Annotated in this window: 11 protein-coding genes, 2 tRNA genes and 2 rRNA genes; 7 read left to right on the forward strand and 8 right to left on the reverse strand. The window is 57.2% G+C overall.

The features are described from left to right. Positions 1–13: 13 nt before the first annotated feature. The 5 genes from trpD to rpe form a co-directional block, all read right to left on the reverse strand. Positions 14–1,057 carry an anthranilate phosphoribosyltransferase gene (gene trpD, locus CLU92_RS23020; protein ID WP_101483753.1) on the reverse strand — a complete coding sequence of 348 codons (1,044 nt, stop codon included), beginning with the start codon at positions 1,055–1,057 and terminating at the stop codon, positions 14–16. Between the two features lie 65 nt (positions 1,058–1,122). Beyond that, entirely contained in the window at positions 1,123–1,686 is a 564-nt protein-coding gene (locus CLU92_RS23025) for an aminodeoxychorismate/anthranilate synthase component II (RefSeq protein ID WP_101483754.1), read from the reverse strand. 1 nt (position 1,687) lies between these two features. Further along, the gene (trpE, locus tag CLU92_RS23030; RefSeq protein WP_101483755.1) at positions 1,688–3,184 is read right to left on the reverse strand and encodes an anthranilate synthase component I; all 1,497 of its coding nucleotides are present in this window, start codon (positions 3,182–3,184) and stop codon (positions 1,688–1,690) included. A 232-nt stretch (positions 3,185–3,416) separates the two neighbouring features. Further along, positions 3,417–4,133 carry a phosphoglycolate phosphatase gene (locus CLU92_RS23035; RefSeq protein WP_101483756.1) on the reverse strand — a complete coding sequence of 239 codons (717 nt, stop codon included), beginning with the start codon at positions 4,131–4,133 and terminating at the stop codon, positions 3,417–3,419. Next, entirely contained in the window at positions 4,133–4,807 is a 675-nt protein-coding gene (rpe, locus tag CLU92_RS23040) for a ribulose-phosphate 3-epimerase (RefSeq protein ID WP_101483757.1), read from the reverse strand. The genes CLU92_RS23035 and rpe overlap by 1 nt, the downstream gene beginning before the upstream one ends. A gap of 169 nt (positions 4,808–4,976) precedes the next feature. On the opposite strand from rpe, the gene apaG reads away from it, so the two are divergent. Further along, on the forward strand, positions 4,977–5,351 hold the full coding sequence (gene apaG / locus CLU92_RS23045; RefSeq protein ID WP_034753698.1) for a Co2+/Mg2+ efflux protein ApaG: 375 nt from the start codon (positions 4,977–4,979) through the stop codon (positions 5,349–5,351). Between the two features lie 24 nt (positions 5,352–5,375). Here the strand turns inward: apaG and CLU92_RS27895 are convergent, their stop codons facing one another. Beyond that, positions 5,376–5,522 (reverse strand): hypothetical protein, encoded by a 147-nt coding sequence (locus CLU92_RS27895; RefSeq protein WP_166674646.1) that lies wholly within the window; start codon positions 5,520–5,522, stop codon positions 5,376–5,378. A 97-nt stretch (positions 5,523–5,619) separates the two neighbouring features. Between CLU92_RS27895 and CLU92_RS23050 the strand changes: the two genes are divergently transcribed. Beyond that, positions 5,620–6,801 carry a murein transglycosylase A gene (locus CLU92_RS23050; RefSeq protein ID WP_306821374.1) on the forward strand — a complete coding sequence of 394 codons (1,182 nt, stop codon included), beginning with the start codon at positions 5,620–5,622 and terminating at the stop codon, positions 6,799–6,801. Positions 6,802–6,841: 40 nt separating this feature from the next. Here CLU92_RS23050 and CLU92_RS23055 read toward each other — a convergent pair whose 3' ends face one another. Next, positions 6,842–7,279, reverse strand: coding sequence for a universal stress protein (locus tag CLU92_RS23055; RefSeq protein WP_101483758.1), 438 nt, complete (start codon positions 7,277–7,279; stop codon positions 6,842–6,844). A 137-nt stretch (positions 7,280–7,416) separates the two neighbouring features. Next, positions 7,417–8,718, reverse strand: a complete 1,302-nt coding sequence (locus CLU92_RS23060; protein WP_257561456.1) for an MFS transporter — start codon at positions 8,716–8,718, stop codon at positions 7,417–7,419. Between the two features lie 76 nt (positions 8,719–8,794). On the opposite strand from CLU92_RS23060, the gene CLU92_RS23065 reads away from it, so the two are divergent. The 5 genes from CLU92_RS23065 (at position 8,795) to CLU92_RS23085 (ending at position 14,932) form a co-directional block, all read left to right on the forward strand. Beyond that, the gene (locus CLU92_RS23065) at positions 8,795–9,571 is read left to right on the forward strand and encodes an enoyl-CoA hydratase (RefSeq protein ID WP_101483759.1); all 777 of its coding nucleotides are present in this window, start codon (positions 8,795–8,797) and stop codon (positions 9,569–9,571) included. Between the two features lie 378 nt (positions 9,572–9,949). Next, positions 9,950–11,480, forward strand: a 16S ribosomal RNA gene (locus CLU92_RS23070). A 98-nt stretch (positions 11,481–11,578) separates the two neighbouring features. Further along, a tRNA-Ile gene (locus CLU92_RS23075) sits at positions 11,579–11,655 on the forward strand. A 62-nt stretch (positions 11,656–11,717) separates the two neighbouring features. After that, positions 11,718–11,793, forward strand: a tRNA-Ala gene (locus CLU92_RS23080). A gap of 249 nt (positions 11,794–12,042) precedes the next feature. Then, positions 12,043–14,932 (forward strand): 23S ribosomal RNA (locus tag CLU92_RS23085). The 16S and 23S rRNA genes sit together here with 2 tRNA genes alongside, the layout of an rRNA operon. The last annotated feature ends 80 nt before the right edge of the window (positions 14,933–15,012 follow it).

Raw genomic sequence — 15,012 nt, forward strand, 5'->3', positions numbered from 1 at the left:
GAGGGCGGGGAGCTTACGCCTGCGCCGGGGTGCCCAGTTGCTGCGTCACCTGCACGAACTGATCGAGTTTCGCCAGCGCGGCGCCCGAGCTGACGGCCTTGCGCGCACGGGCCAGGCCGTCTTCGATCGAACTGGCCACGCCGGCCGCGTACAGCGCCGTGCCCGCATTCAGGGCGACGATGTCAGCTGCCGCACCGGGTTCGCCTCGCAGCGCTTCCATCATCTTGGTCTTCGATTCGATGGAATCGGCCACTTTCAGGTTGCGGCTGGCGATCATCGACATGCCGAAATCTTCGGGATGGATTTCATACTCGCGGATCTCTCCGTTGATCAATTCGCCCACCATGGTGGCTGCGCCCAGCGACACTTCATCCATATTGTCGCGGCCATACACGACGATGGCATGCTGCGCGCCCAGGCGCTGCAGCACGCGTACCTGGATGCCGACCAGGTCGGCGTGGAACACGCCCATCAGAATGTTCGGCGCGCTGGCCGGATTCGTCAGAGGCCCCAGGATATTGAAAATCGTGCGCACGCCCAGTTCCTTGCGCACGGGCGCCGCATGCTTCATGGCCGCGTGGTGGTTCGGTGCGTACATGAAGCCGATGCCCGTCTGCGCGATCGACTGGGCGATCTGCTCGGGCTGCAGGTTGATGTTGACGCCCAGGGAGTCCAGCACGTCGGCGCTGCCGGACGAGGACGAGACGCTGCGTCCGCCATGCTTGGCCACGCGCGCGCCGGCTGCCGCCGCCACGAACATCGAGGCGGTGGAGATATTAAAAGTGTGCGCGCCGTCGCCGCCCGTGCCGACGATGTCGAGCAGGTTGGTGGTGTCGGCCATGGGCACCTTGGTGGAAAACTCGCGCATCACTTGCGCGGCGGCGGCGATTTCGCCGATGGTTTCCTTTTTCACGCGCAAGCCCATGGTGAGCGCCGCGATCATGGTGGGCGACATTTCGCCGGACATGATCTGGCGGAACAGGTAGAGCATTTCGTCGTGAAAGATTTCGCGGTGTTCGATGCAGCGCAGCAGGGCTTCTTGTGGGGTGATCGGCATGATGCTTCCTTCTTCAATGATGGCGCAGGAGGACACTGATGGCACGCCGTGGCGTGCGCATGGAATCAGCGCTCGAGGAAATTCTTCAGCAGGGCGTGGCCGTGCTCCGAGAGGATCGATTCGGGGTGGAACTGCACCCCCTCGATATCGTATTCCCGGTGGCGCACGCCCATGATTTCGCCGTCGTCCGTCCACGCCGTCACTTCCAGGCAGGAAGGCAGCGAGGCGCGTTCGATCGCCAAAGAGTGGTAGCGGATCACTGTGAAGGGGCTGGGGATGTCCTTGAAGACACCCACACCCGTATGCGCGATGACGGAAGTCTTGCCATGCATGACCTGCTTGGCGCGGATGACCTTGCCACCAAATGCTTCGCCGATGGCCTGATGGCCCAGACAGACGCCCAGTATCGGTTTCTTGCCGGCGAAGTGCTTGAGCACTTCCACCGAAATACCCGCCTGCTTTGGAGCTTTCGGGCCGGGCGAGATGCAGATGCGGTCCGGGTTCAGCGCTTCGATCTGTTCGATCGTGATTTCATCGTTGCGGTAGACCCGCACGTCTTCGCCCAACTCGCCGAAATACTGCACGATGTTGTAGGTGAAGGAGTCATAGTTGTCGATCATCAGCAGCATCTTAAAACTCCCCATCCAGGCCATCTTGCACTTGTTCGGCGGCGCGCAATACGGCGCGCGCCTTGTTTTCGGTTTCCTGCCATTCCATTTCGGGGATGGAGTCGGCCACGATGCCGGCCGCAGCCTGCACGTACAGCATGCCGTCCTTGATCACGCCCGTGCGGATGGCGATCGCCACGTCCATTTCGCCGCCAAACGACAGGTAGCCGCATGCGCCGCCATAGATGCCGCGCTTGGTGATTTCCAGCTCGTCGATCACTTCCATGGCGCGCACTTTCGGCGCGCCCGTCAGGGTGCCGGCCGGGAAGGTGGCGCGCAGCACGTCCAGGTTCGACAGGCCGTCTTTCAAAGTGCCTTCCACGTTCGAGACGATGTGCTGCACGTGCGAGTATTTTTCGATGACCATGCGGTCGGTGACTTGCACGCTGCCCGTTTCGGCGATGCGGCCGATGTCATTGCGGGCCAGGTCGATCAGCATCACGTGCTCGGCGATCTCTTTCGGATCGGCCAGCAGTTCGGCCGACAGCTCGGCGTCGCGCTCTGGCGTGGCGCCGCGCGGACGGGTGCCGGCGATGGGGCGCAAGGTGACTTTCTTGCCGCCGTCCGCCAGCTTCTCGTTGCGCACCAAAATCTCGGGCGAGGCGCCGATGATCTGCATGTCGCCGAAATTATAGAAGTACATGTACGGCGAAGGATTGAGCGACCGCAGGGCGCGGTACAGGGTCAGCGGAGAATCGACATACGGTTTGCGGATGCGCTGGCCGATCTGCACCTGCATCAAGTCGCCGGCCATCACGTATTCGTGCGCCTTGGCCACCGCCTTCAAATAGTCTTCCTTGGAAAAATCGCGGATGGTTTCCGTACGCACGGAGGCGCTGGTAACGGGCGCATCGACGCCGCGGCGCAACATCATGCGCAAGTCTTTCAGGCGCTGGCGAGCCTTGCTGAACGACTCGGGCTGCGTGGTGTCGGCGTAGACGATCAGGTACAGTTTGCCGGACAGGTTGTCGATGACCGCCAGTTCCTCCGTCACCATCAACTGGATGTCGGGCAGGTTCAAGTCGTCTTTCGGCGCGCCCCCTGCCAGTTTTTTCTCGATGTGGCGTACGGTGTCGTAGCCGAAGTAGCCAGCCAGGCCGCCACAGAAACGCGGCATGCCAGGGCGCAGGGCCACCTTGAAGCGAGACTGGTACTGTTCGATGAAGTCGAGCGGATTGCCTTCGTGCTCTTCGATCACGGCACCGTTCTTGACGATCTCGGTGCGGTTGCCATGGCTGCGCAAGACGGTCGTGGCGGGCAAGCCGATGAAGGAATAGCGGCCGAAGCGTTCGCCGCCGACGACGGATTCGAGCAGGAAGGTGTTCTTGCCGCCTTGCTGGGTTTGCGCCAGTTTCAGGTACAGCGTGAGCGGGGTTTCCAGGTCGGCAAAAGCTTCAGCGATCAGGGGGATGCGGTTGTAGCCTTGTTGGGCCAGCGATTTGAATTCGAGTTCGGTCATGTGTCTCTCCATGCCGCCAGGGTACGCGTGTGCGTCGTGCTTATAAAACACAAACCCTGCGGTGGGTTATCAAAAAACCTGCCGGTGCGCGCGCGCAGCCGACAGCAATCTTACACGGCTCGGCCCTTAGGCCTGCCAGGATTGCCAGCGTCGCCAAAGCCAGGCCTCAATCGAGCCGGTTTGGGTGACATTGTGTTTTTTGATGAGAAACGTGTTCACGATGTGGTGTTGGTCAGTATGCTGGTCTGTTGTGCATGCTTATAAAATGCGCTGCTTCGAGCAGCGTATTTACTATACCATCGGAATCGGTGTCGTGTATAGAGTGTCCGTGGTTGTAACCATACGGTACGGTCAAGACGGGGCAAGCCGCAGCCCGTGCCGCTTGCGCGTCATTCGAGGAGTCGCCGATGGCCACCACTTTGGCGGGCGCCAGATCGAAGTCCGCGCACACTTGCAGCAGTGGCATGGGGTGTGGTTTTTTCTTCGGCAGCGAATCGCCCCCGTAGACGATCTCGAAATACTGTGCCAGGTTTTTCTGCTTCAGCAGGGGCAGGGCGAAGGCGATCGGCTTGTTGGTGACGCAGGCCAGGCGCAGGCCCGCCGCCTTCATTGCCGCCAGCCCTGCTTCCACGTCCGGATACAGGGTGCTGAACTGGCCATTGATGGCCAGGTAGTGGCGCTGGTAAGCCTCCATCGCCTGCTCGAAACGCTGTTCCACGCCGGCCGCATCGAAGTCGAGCGCCAGCACGGTGCGGATCAGGTTTTCCGAGCCCTTGCCCACCATCAGTTTGATGGCGTCGGCGCTGATGGGCGCCAGATCCAGTTCCGCGCGCATGCCATTGATGGCGACATGAAAATCGGGCACGGTGTCGAGCATCGTGCCATCGAGGTCGATGATGGCGGCGCGCACGCCGGCCAGTACGTGGTCTTTCACCGTGCCCGCTTGCATCAGGCGCCCTTCACTTTTACCAATTCGGCACGCATGGCGTCGATGACTGCCTTGTAGTCAGGCTTGCCGAAGATGGCCGAACCAGCGACGAAGGTGTCGGCGCCGGCAGCGGCGGCAGCGGCGATGTTGTCGATCTTGATGCCGCCATCGACTTCCAGCATGATGTCACGTCCGGATTCGTCGATCATGCGGCGTGCGTCTGCGATTTTCTTCAGCGCTTGTGGAATGAAGGACTGGCCGCCGAAGCCCGGGTTGACCGACATGATCAGGATGATGTCGATCTTGTCCATCACGTGTTCCAGGTAGTGCAGCGGCGTGCCAGGGTTGAAAACCAGGCCCGATTTGCAGCCATTGTCGCGGATCAGCTGCAAGGAACGGTCAACGTGATCCGACGCTTCCGGATGGAAGGTGATGATGTTCGCGCCAGCCTTGGCGAAATCCGGGATAATGCGATCGACAGGCTTCACCATCAGGTGCACATCGATGGGTACTTGCACGTGCGGGCGGATAGCCTCGCACACCAGCGGGCCGATGGTCAGGTTCGGCACATAATGGTTATCCATCACGTCGAAGTGGATGATGTCGGCGCCGGCGGTAACGACGTTGCGCACTTCTTCGCCCAGACGGGCAAAGTCGGCGGACAGGATGCTGGGAGCGATACGGAATGTTGTCATGGTGGCTAAGGGCTTAGAGTAGAAAATGCGAAGATGCGCTATTTTACGCTTGGCGCCGTTACCATGCTTCATTGAAGTACAGTGAAACTCAGAATACGCATCGCGCGATGGCCAATTCGGCGCGCGCGACACACAATACACGACTGGCAATGTCTGAATAGGAATGACGATGGCGACTTATGAATTTACGGTAACGGTCAAGACGCAATATCTGCCCGAGCAATCGGCACCGGACCAGGGGCGGCACGTGTTCAGCTACACGATACGCGTCGTCAACACGGGCACAGCTGGCGCGCAGCTGATTTCGCGCCACTGGGTCATCACGGATGCGAACAACAAGGTGGAAGAGGTGCGCGGCCTGGGCGCCGTCGGCCACCAGCCGTTGCTGCAGCCGGGCGAGCAGTTCGAATACACGAGCGGTACCATGCTGGGTACGCCGCAAGGCTCGATGCACGGCGAATACTTTTGCGTGGCCGAGGATGGCCATCAATTCGAAGCGCCGATTCCCGAGTTCGTGCTGTCGGTGCCGCGCACCCTGCATTAACGAGTGACGTGGGGCTCGCGCCCCTTATTTCAGTTTTTCGGTGCGGTCCTGTTCTTCGCTGAGCTGCTTGCGTGCAGGTGGCGCGGGTTTTTTACCCGAATACATGGTCCACCAGACTATAAATGCCAGCAAGAAGAACGCCACCAGCGCCTCTATCATCAAGATCCACATACGCACCCCTATGTTATTTACCCGCAGCTTAGTATTTACCCGCCGTCTACTGACACGCGGTAGTCTACCCGTTTCAATCGGCGCCGTCGCGCTTGCTTTGTCCGCATGCACCACGCCGCCCACGCCGTCCGCTGCCTCCAGCGGCAAGGCGCCCGCCATTGCTCCGACCGTCGTCAAGCCTGTACCTGCCAAGCCGGCGGATGCCAAGGATGCCACGGATGTGGCGGCGCCCACTTTTGTGCCCGCCAAGTTTGCCGCCTTGCCAGGTTGGGCCCGCGACGACATGCGCGCCGCCTGGCCAGCGTTCATGGCTTCGTGCGGGGTGCTGGTGAAACGCCCGGACTGGAAGGAGTCGTGCACGATTGCGCGCCAGGTGAATGCGGATAGCGACAAGGCCATCCGCCTGTTCTTCGAGACCTTCTTTGTGCCCAATCAAGTCGTTACCGCCGATGGCGCCAGTACCGGTTTGGTGACCGGCTATTACGAACCGCTGCTGCACGGGGCGCGCAAGCGCGGCGGTCCATATCAGACACCGCTGTACAAGGTGCCCGACGATCTGGTCTCGGTCGATTTGTCCGGCGTATATCCGGAATTGAAGAATATGCGCTTGCGCGGCAAGCTGGTCGGCAAGAAGGTGATACCGTATGCGACCCGTGCCGACATCGAGCGCGCCACGTCCGTCACGGGTAAGGAATTGCTGTGGGTGGATGACGAAGTCGAAGCGTTCTTCCTGCAGGTGCAGGGTTCCGGGCGCGTGCAGCTGACCGATACGCAGGAAACCGTGCGCGTGGCGTACGCGGACCAGAACGGTCACCCGTACAAATCGATCGGACGTTACCTGGTCGACAAGGGCGAGCTGACGCTGAGCCAGGCGTCCGCGCAGGGCATCAAGGCGTGGATCGCCGGCCATCCCACGCGCAAAGATGAATTGTTCAACGCTAACCCGAGCTATGTCTTCTTCAAGGAAGAGCGCCTGCCCGATCCCAAAGTGGGACCGAAGGGCGCATTGGGCGTGCCGTTGACGCCGCAGCGTTCGGTCGCCATCGATTCGCGCTTCCTGCCGCTGGGTGCGCCCGTGTTCCTGTCCACCACGCAAGCGAATAGCGAGATTCCCATGCAGCGCCTGGTGATGGCGCAGGATACGGGCGGCGCCATTCGCGGGCCCATCCGGGTCGATTACTTCTTTGGTTTCGGTGCGGAAGCGGCGGAGAATGCGGGCCGCATGAAGCAGAGCGGCGCCGTGTGGGTGTTGTTGCCGAAGCAGGCGCCGGCGCGCTGAGTTTGTCGCGGCGCCGGGCGGGGATTGCGCTAGCGCAAGGTTAGCGCAGGACCATGACTGGCAGCTGTGTATGCGCCAGTACTTTTTGCGTTTCGCTGCCCACGAACAGCTTGTTCAAGCCTTTGCGGCCATGCGAGGCCATCAGGATGATGTCGCAATGGTAGGTTTGCGCCGCATTGACGATTTCCTCGTGTGGGCTGGGCGAGACGACGACTACGCCTTCGAAGGGCACGCCGACAGCGCGTGCCGCTTCGCCGATCTTGTCAACGGCGCGTTGCGATGATTCCTGCATTTGTTGCTCGTACAAACCGGCGTCGAGCACGATGCCGCCATCGGCCATCGGCGAGAACGGGAAGGGCTGCACCACGCTGATGGTAACCAGCTTGGCCTTGTTCAATTGAGCGAAGGCGAGGGCCGTCTCGGCGGCTTTGTCGGACAGCGGCGAACCGTCGGTGGGAAATAAGATGGTGTTAAACATGACGTGCTCCTAGAGTGATGTAAGACAGCTTATGGATTTACATCAATGAAAACCTTGATGTAAATCAAACCTCATAGGCTTTGGCATGAATAGTGTCGCCAAGGCAATCTTTCAGCAGTGTATGCCCGTTCGTCGCTTCAGGTGCGCACGCTACGCAGCGGCGTGCACCACACCATGGCGATGGTCAGTGCAATGCCGCCTGCCGCGATGCACGCCAGGCCATTGCGCACGCCAAAGTGTTGCGCTACCCAGCCGGCAGCCAGCGCGCCCAGCGGCGCCGTCGCCACCGTCAGGAAACGCATGGTCGAGGTCATGCGGCCCAGCATGGGGTCGGGCGTAACCTTCTGGCGCAAGCCCAGGTAGGGAATAAAGAACAGCATCACGCCGCAATCAAAAAAGAACATCAGCACGGCATATGCCACGGCGCTGGCGGCTGTGCTGCCGAACAAGGCGGCGGGGATGGTGGGCGTCAGGGCAAAGCACACGGAGGTGGAAGCGAGTCCGATCAGGATGGTTCTGCCGGCGCCATAGCGGCGCGTCAGCGGCTTGACGATAAAGGCGCTGAGCAGTACGCCGGCGCCACCGAGCATCTGCGTCATGCCCAGCACGCCAGGACTCATGCCCAGGTCGCGCGTGGCGAACAGCACCGTCAAAGCCATGCTGGCGTAAAACAGGAAGTGCCAGATGCCGGCGCCCCAGGCCAGCGCGCGCAGCAGTGGTTCACGCCAGACAAACAGCAAGCCGTCAGCGATGTCGCGCAGGGCGTGCTTGTCGGACGGCGCGGGACGCGGGTCGCGCACGCTCATGGCGCGCAGGTTGCAGACCGAAACCAAATAGCCACAAGCCGTGCACAGGATGGCGACGGGCGCCGACAAGACCTGAACCAGCACGCCGGCCAGGCCGGGACCGATCAGGCGCGAAGCCGATTCGGTGGCGGCAAATTTCGACTGCGCATCGATCAAGCCATCGCGGCCCACCAAAAAGGTCAGGAAAACCTGTTCGGCGCCGCCACCGACGACAAAGCCCGTGCCGATGATGAATCCCACTATATATAACCACGGCATCGACAGCACGCCGCACCAGTAGGCGACCGCCACGCTGGCCAGGGCCAGGCCCGACATGCTTTCGCTGAGCAGCATGATGGGGTGCTTGCTGCGCCGGTCCAGCAGTACGCCGACGGGCAAGCCGAAGAGGGCGAACGGCAGCGCCTGCAGGGCGACCAGCACCCCCATCTGTTCCGGCGTCGCATGCAGTAGCAGCACCGCGCACAGGGGCAGGGCCAGCGAGGTGATCTGGGCGCCGAAGCAATTGAGGCCGTTGCTGAACCATAGGCGGCGAAAATTGACGCTGGCGACGCTGCCGTCGCCGCGCAGGTAGCGGGCGCAGTACTGGAAGAGGGAGGTGAAAATACGCTGCTCGATAAAGGTGATCGGGCTCACAATAATAGCAGTGCGCCTGTCGCACCGCTGCCGTTAGCCGCTACAATCGTCACACCGTTCATCGAGAGGAGACACTATGCAATACGAAGACCTGATCATCGACATCCAGGACAAAGTGGCGGTCATCCGCCTGAATCGCCCGAAGGCGCTCAACGCCTTGAACGACAACATGATGAATGAGCTGGGCGACGCCCTGTTGAAGTTCGACGCGGATGACAATATCGGCTGTATCGTGCTCACGGGCAGCGAAAAGGCGTTTGCCGCTGGCGCCGACATCGCCGCCATGGCCGATTACACCTATCCGGACACCTTCACCCAGGGTTATATCAGCCGCAACTGGGAGCATATCTTGCGCGTGCGCAAACCCGTAGTGGGCGCCGTAGCGGGTTACGCACTCGGTGGCGGCTGCGAACTGGCCATGATGTGCGACTTCCTGATCGCTGCCGACAGCGCCAAATTTGGCCAGCCGGAAATCAAGGTGGGTGTCACGCCAGGTGCTGGCGGCACGCAGCGTCTGCCGCGCGCCATCGGCAAGGCCAAGGCCATGGATCTGCTGCTGACGGCACGCACCATCGATGCAGTGGAAGCGGAACGCATCGGCCTGGTATCGCGCGTGGTACCGGCCGATAAATTGCTGGAAGAAGCGCTGGCCGCTGCCAAGACCATCGCCGCCATGCCCACCTCGGTCGCCATGATGATCAAGGATTGCGTCAACCGCGCCTTTGAAACCACCCTGACTGATGGCGTTGCCTACGAGCGTCGCTTGTTCCAGGCCGCCTTTGGTACGCCCGCGCAAAAAGAAGGCATGCACGCTTTCTTGGAAAAGCGCTTGCCAAACTTCGACGGTCTTTGATATGATTCGGCTCCCCGATGAGACGCACTAGTTTGCGGCACAAAAGGGACAGCCTTCAGGGGCTGGGCAGTAAAAGAGGGAGTTGACGATTGTGCTGAAATGCTTCATACTCTTCCTTCTTCGCAGCTGACAAACACAACGCTTTGTCGATAGCGCGAAAGCAGTAACCGAATACAGTTCTTTAACAATTAACAGTCGATAAGTGTGGGCATTTGATGTAAGTGCAGCGTCAATCTTCGGATTGGCGTCTAACTTAAAATATCAAATGTTCACAAGAAATAATGAAATAGGATACTTCTTCGGAAGTAGCCTGTCAGTTTTTTGAGTGAGCGACCCGTCGCAAGACGGTGCCAATAAAATGGCAAAGTAACAGAGATTAAACTGAAGAGTTTGATCCTGGCTCAGATTGAACGCTGGCGGCATGCCTTACACATGCAAGTCGAACGGCAGCACGGAGCTTGCTCTGGTGGCGAGTGGCGAACGGGTGAGTAATATATCGGAACGTACCCTAGAGTGGGGGATAACGTAGCGAAAGTTACGCTAATACCGCATACGATCTAAGGATGAAAGTGGGGGATCGCAAGACCTCATGCTCGTGGAGCGGCCGATATCTGATTAGCTAGTTGGTAGGGTAAAAGCCTACCAAGGCATCGATCAGTAGCTGGTCTGAGAGGACGACCAGCCACACTGGAACTGAGACACGGTCCAGACTCCTACGGGAGGCAGCAGTGGGGAATTTTGGACAATGGGCGAAAGCCTGATCCAGCAATGCCGCGTGAGTGAAGAAGGCCTTCGGGTTGTAAAGCTCTTTTGTCAGGGAAGAAACGGTGAGAGCTAATATCTTTTGCTAATGACGGTACCTGAAGAATAAGCACCGGCTAACTACGTGCCAGCAGCCGCGGTAATACGTAGGGTGCAAGCGTTAATCGGAATTACTGGGCGTAAAGCGTGCGCAGGCGGTTTTGTAAGTCTGATGTGAAATCCCCGGGCTCAACCTGGGAATTGCATTGGAGACTGCAAGGCTAGAATCTGGCAGAGGGGGGTAGAATTCCACGTGTAGCAGTGAAATGCGTAGATATGTGGAGGAACACCGATGGCGAAGGCAGCCCCCTGGGTCAAGATTGACGCTCATGCACGAAAGCGTGGGGAGCAAACAGGATTAGATACCCTGGTAGTCCACGCCCTAAACGATGTCTACTAGTTGTCGGGTCTTAATTGACTTGGTAACGCAGCTAACGCGTGAAGTAGACCGCCTGGGGAGTACGGTCGCAAGATTAAAACTCAAAGGAATTGACGGGGACCCGCACAAGCGGTGGATGATGTGGATTAATTCGATGCAACGCGAAAAACCTTACCTACCCTTGACATGGCTGGAATCCCGGAGAGATTTGGGAGTGCTCGAAAGAGAACCAGTACACAGGTGCTGCATGGCTGTCGTCAGCTCGTGTCGTGAGATGTTGGGTTAAGTCCCGCAACGAGCGCAACCCTTGTCATTAGTTGCTACGAAAGGGCACTCTAATGAGACTGCCGGTGACAAACCGGAGGAAGGTGGGGATGACGTCAAGTCCTCATGGCCCTTATGGGTAGGGCTTCACACGTCATACAATGGTACATACAGAGCGCCGCCAACCCGCGAGGGGGAGCTAATCGCAGAAAGTGTATCGTAGTCCGGATTGTAGTCTGCAACTCGACTGCATGAAGTTGGAATCGCTAGTAATCGCGGATCAGCATGTCGCGGTGAATACGTTCCCGGGTCTTGTACACACCGCCCGTCACACCATGGGAGCGGGTTTTACCAGAAGTAGGTAGCTTAACCGCAAGGAGGGCGCTTACCACGGTAGGATTCGTGACTGGGGTGAAGTCGTAACAAGGTAGCCGTATCGGAAGGTGCGGCTGGATCACCTCCTTTCTAGAGTTTGCACGAATCAGTAATGATTCACGCATCAAATGTTCACACTTATCGGCTGTTTAATTAAGAAGAAACAGTAGTCGTAGTAGTTCCGCGTTGGGGCTGTAGCTCAGCTGGTTAGAGCACCGTGTTGATAACGCGGGGGTCGTTGGTTCGAGTCCAACCAGCCCTACCAGTAAAACAAACCCGGGGGTAAGGTGGACACTAGTCCAGCCAGACCTTCCAGTAACACACCCAGGGGGATTAGCTCAGCTGGGAGAGCACCTGCTTTGCAAGCAGGGGGTCGTCGGTTCGATCCCGTCATCCTCCACCAAGTTTTACTCGAAAGTGCAAACGTAAGCCAGTCAACAAGACTTGGGTTTAGGTTTGATCTTTTAGCGATCAAAGCTGTTTCGTTCTTTAACAATCTGGAAGAAGTAAAGATTATTTATTGATTGGTTTGCCGTAAAAAGCAAATCGATGGGTAATGATTGTATGTATCAACAAACAAGCAACAACGTTGTACTTTCTTATCCCTGTAGCGCTCTTTCATTATGCAAATAATGAGAGGCTAACGTTATAGGGACAAGCGAATAAGTGCACATGGTGGATGCCTTGGCGATTACAGGCGATGAAGGACGTAGTAGCTTGCGATAAGCTGCGGGGAGTGAGCAAACACACTTTGATCCGCAGATTTCCGAATGGGGCAACCCACCCTTTTAGGGTATTGCATACTGAATACATAGGTATGCAAGGCGAACGCGGCGAACTGAAACATCTAAGTAGCTGCAGGAAAAGAAATCAACCGAGATTCCCAAAGTAGCGGCGAGCGAAATGGGAAGAGCCTGTACGTGATAGTCGGACTGATAGAAGAATCCTCTGGAAATAGGAACCGTAGCGGGTGATAGTCCCGTATTCGAAATCAGACCGGTGATACTAAGCGTACGACAAGTAGGGCGGGACACGTGACATCCTGTCTGAATATGGGGGGACCATCCTCCAAGGCTAAATACTCGTAATCGACCGATAGTGAACCAGTACCGTGAGGGAAAGGCGAAAAGAACCCCGGAAGGGGAGTGAAATAGATCCTGAAACCGTGTGCATACAAACAGTAGGAGCGGACTTGTTCCGTGACTGCGTACCTTTTGTATAATGGGTCAGCGACTTACATTCAGTGGCAAGGTTAACCGCATAGGGAAGCCGTAGAGAAATCGAGTCCGAATAGGGCGATCAGTCGCTGGGTGTAGACCCGAAACCAAGTGATCTACTCATGGCCAGGATGAAGGTGCGGTAACACGCCCTGGAGGTCCGAACCCACTAATGTTGAAAAATTAGGGGATGAGCTGTGGGTAGGGGTGAAAGGCTAAACAAACTTGGAAATAGCTGGTTCTCTCCGAAAACTATTTAGGTAGTGCCTCAAGTATCACCATCGGGGGTAGAGCACTGTTATGGCTAGGGGGTCATTGCGACTTACCAAACCATTGCAAACTCCGAATACCGATGAGTGCGAGCTTGGGAGACAGACGTCGGGTGCTAACGTCCGGCGTCAAGAGGGAAACAACCCAGACCGCCAGCTAAGGTCCCAAAGATTGGCTAAGTGGAAAACGAAGTGGGAAGGCTAAAACAGTCAGGATGTTGGCTTAGAAGCAGCCATCATTTAAAGAAAGCGTAATAGCTCACTGATCGAGTCGTCCTGCGCGGAAGATGTAACGGGGCTAAGCCAGTCACCGAAGCTGCGGATATTGTTCTGTGATTTATCACAGATATATATGGTAGGAGAGCGTTCTGTAAGCCTGCGAAGGTGTCTTGTAAAGGATGCTGGAGGTATCAGAAGTGCGAATGCTGACATGAGTAGCGATAATGGGGGTGAAAAGCCTCCACGCCGTAAGCCCAAGGTTTCCTGTTCAACGTTCATCGGAGCAGGGTGAGTCGGCCCCTAAGGCGAGGCAGAGATGCGTAGCTGATGGGAAGCAGGTTAATATTCCTGCACCGTCGTATGATGCGATGGGGGGACGGATCGCGGAAGGTTGTCCAACTGTTGGAATAGTTGGTTTTTGGCTCATAGAAGGCACTTAGGCAAATCCGGGTGCGGAATTCAAGGGGTTGAGACGAGTGAACTTGTTCACGAAGCAATCGGAAGTGGTTCCAAGAAAAGCCTCTAAGCTTCAGTCATACGAGACCGTACCGCAAACCGACACAGGTGGGCGAGATGAGTATTCTAAGGCGCTTGAGAGAACTCGGGAGAAGGAACTCGGCAAATTGGTACCGTAACTTCGGGAAAAGGTACGCCCCGGTAGCTTGATTGGTTTACTCCATGAGGGTGAAAGGGTTGCAATAAACTGGTGGCTGCGACTGTTTAATAAAAACACAGCACTCTGCAAACACGAAAGTGGACGTATAGGGTGTGACGCCTGCCCGGTGCTGGAAGATTAAATGATGGGGTGCAAGCTCTTGATTGAAGTCCCAGTAAACGGCGGCCGTAACTATAACGGTCCTAAGGTAGCGAAATTCCTTGTCGGGTAAGTTCCGACCTGCACGAATGGCGTAACGATGGCCACACTGTCTCCTCCCGAGACTCAGCGAAGTTGAAATGTTTGTGATGATGCAATCTACCCGCGGCTAGACGGAAAGACCCCATGAACCTTTACTGTAGCTTTGCATTGGACTTTGAACCAATCTGTGTAGGATAGGTGGGAGGCTTTGAAGCGGGGACGCTAGTTCTCGTGGAGCCAACCTTGAAATACCACCCTGGTTTGTTTGAGGTTCTAACCTTGGTCCGTTATCCGGATCGGGGACAGTGCATGGTAGGCAGTTTGACTGGGGCGGTCTCCTCCTAAAGTGTAACGGAGGAGTTCGAAGGTACGCTAGATACGGTCGGACATCGTGTTGATAGTGCAATGGCATAAGCGTGCTTAACTGCGAGACTGACAAGTCGAGCAGGTACGAAAGTAGGACATAGTGATCCGGTGGTTCTGTATGGAAGGGCCATCGCTCAACGGATAAAAGGTACTCTGGGGATAACAGGCTGATTCCTCCCAAGAGTTCATATCGACGGGGGAGTTTGGCACCTCGATGTCGGCTCATCACATCCTGGGGCTGTAGCCGGTCCCAAGGGTATGGCTGTTCGCCATTTAAAGTGGTACGTGAGCTGGGTTTAAAACGTCGTGAGACAGTTTGGTCCCTATCTGCCGTGGGCGTTGGAAATTTGAAGGGGGCTGCTCCTAGTACGAGAGGACCGGAGTGGACGAACCTCTGGTGTACCGGTTGTCACGCCAGTGGCATTGCCGGGTAGCTAAGTTCGGAAGAGATAACCGCTGAAAGCATCTAAGCGGGAAACTTGCCTTGAGATGAGATTTCCCAGAGCCTTGAGCTCTTTGAAGGGTCGTTCGAGACCAGGACGTTGATAGGCTGGGTGTGGAAGTGCAGTAATGCATTAAGCTAACCAGTACTAATTGCCCGTACGGCTTGTCCCTATAACCTTAGCAGGTACAGAGGATAAGACGGTACAACGTTGTGAGTTTGTTGATACTACTATTCATTACCCTAATCTTTG

It is taken from the genome of Janthinobacterium sp. 61 (assembly GCF_002846335.1).
Taxonomy (GTDB): Bacteria; Pseudomonadota; Gammaproteobacteria; order Burkholderiales; family Burkholderiaceae_D; genus Janthinobacterium.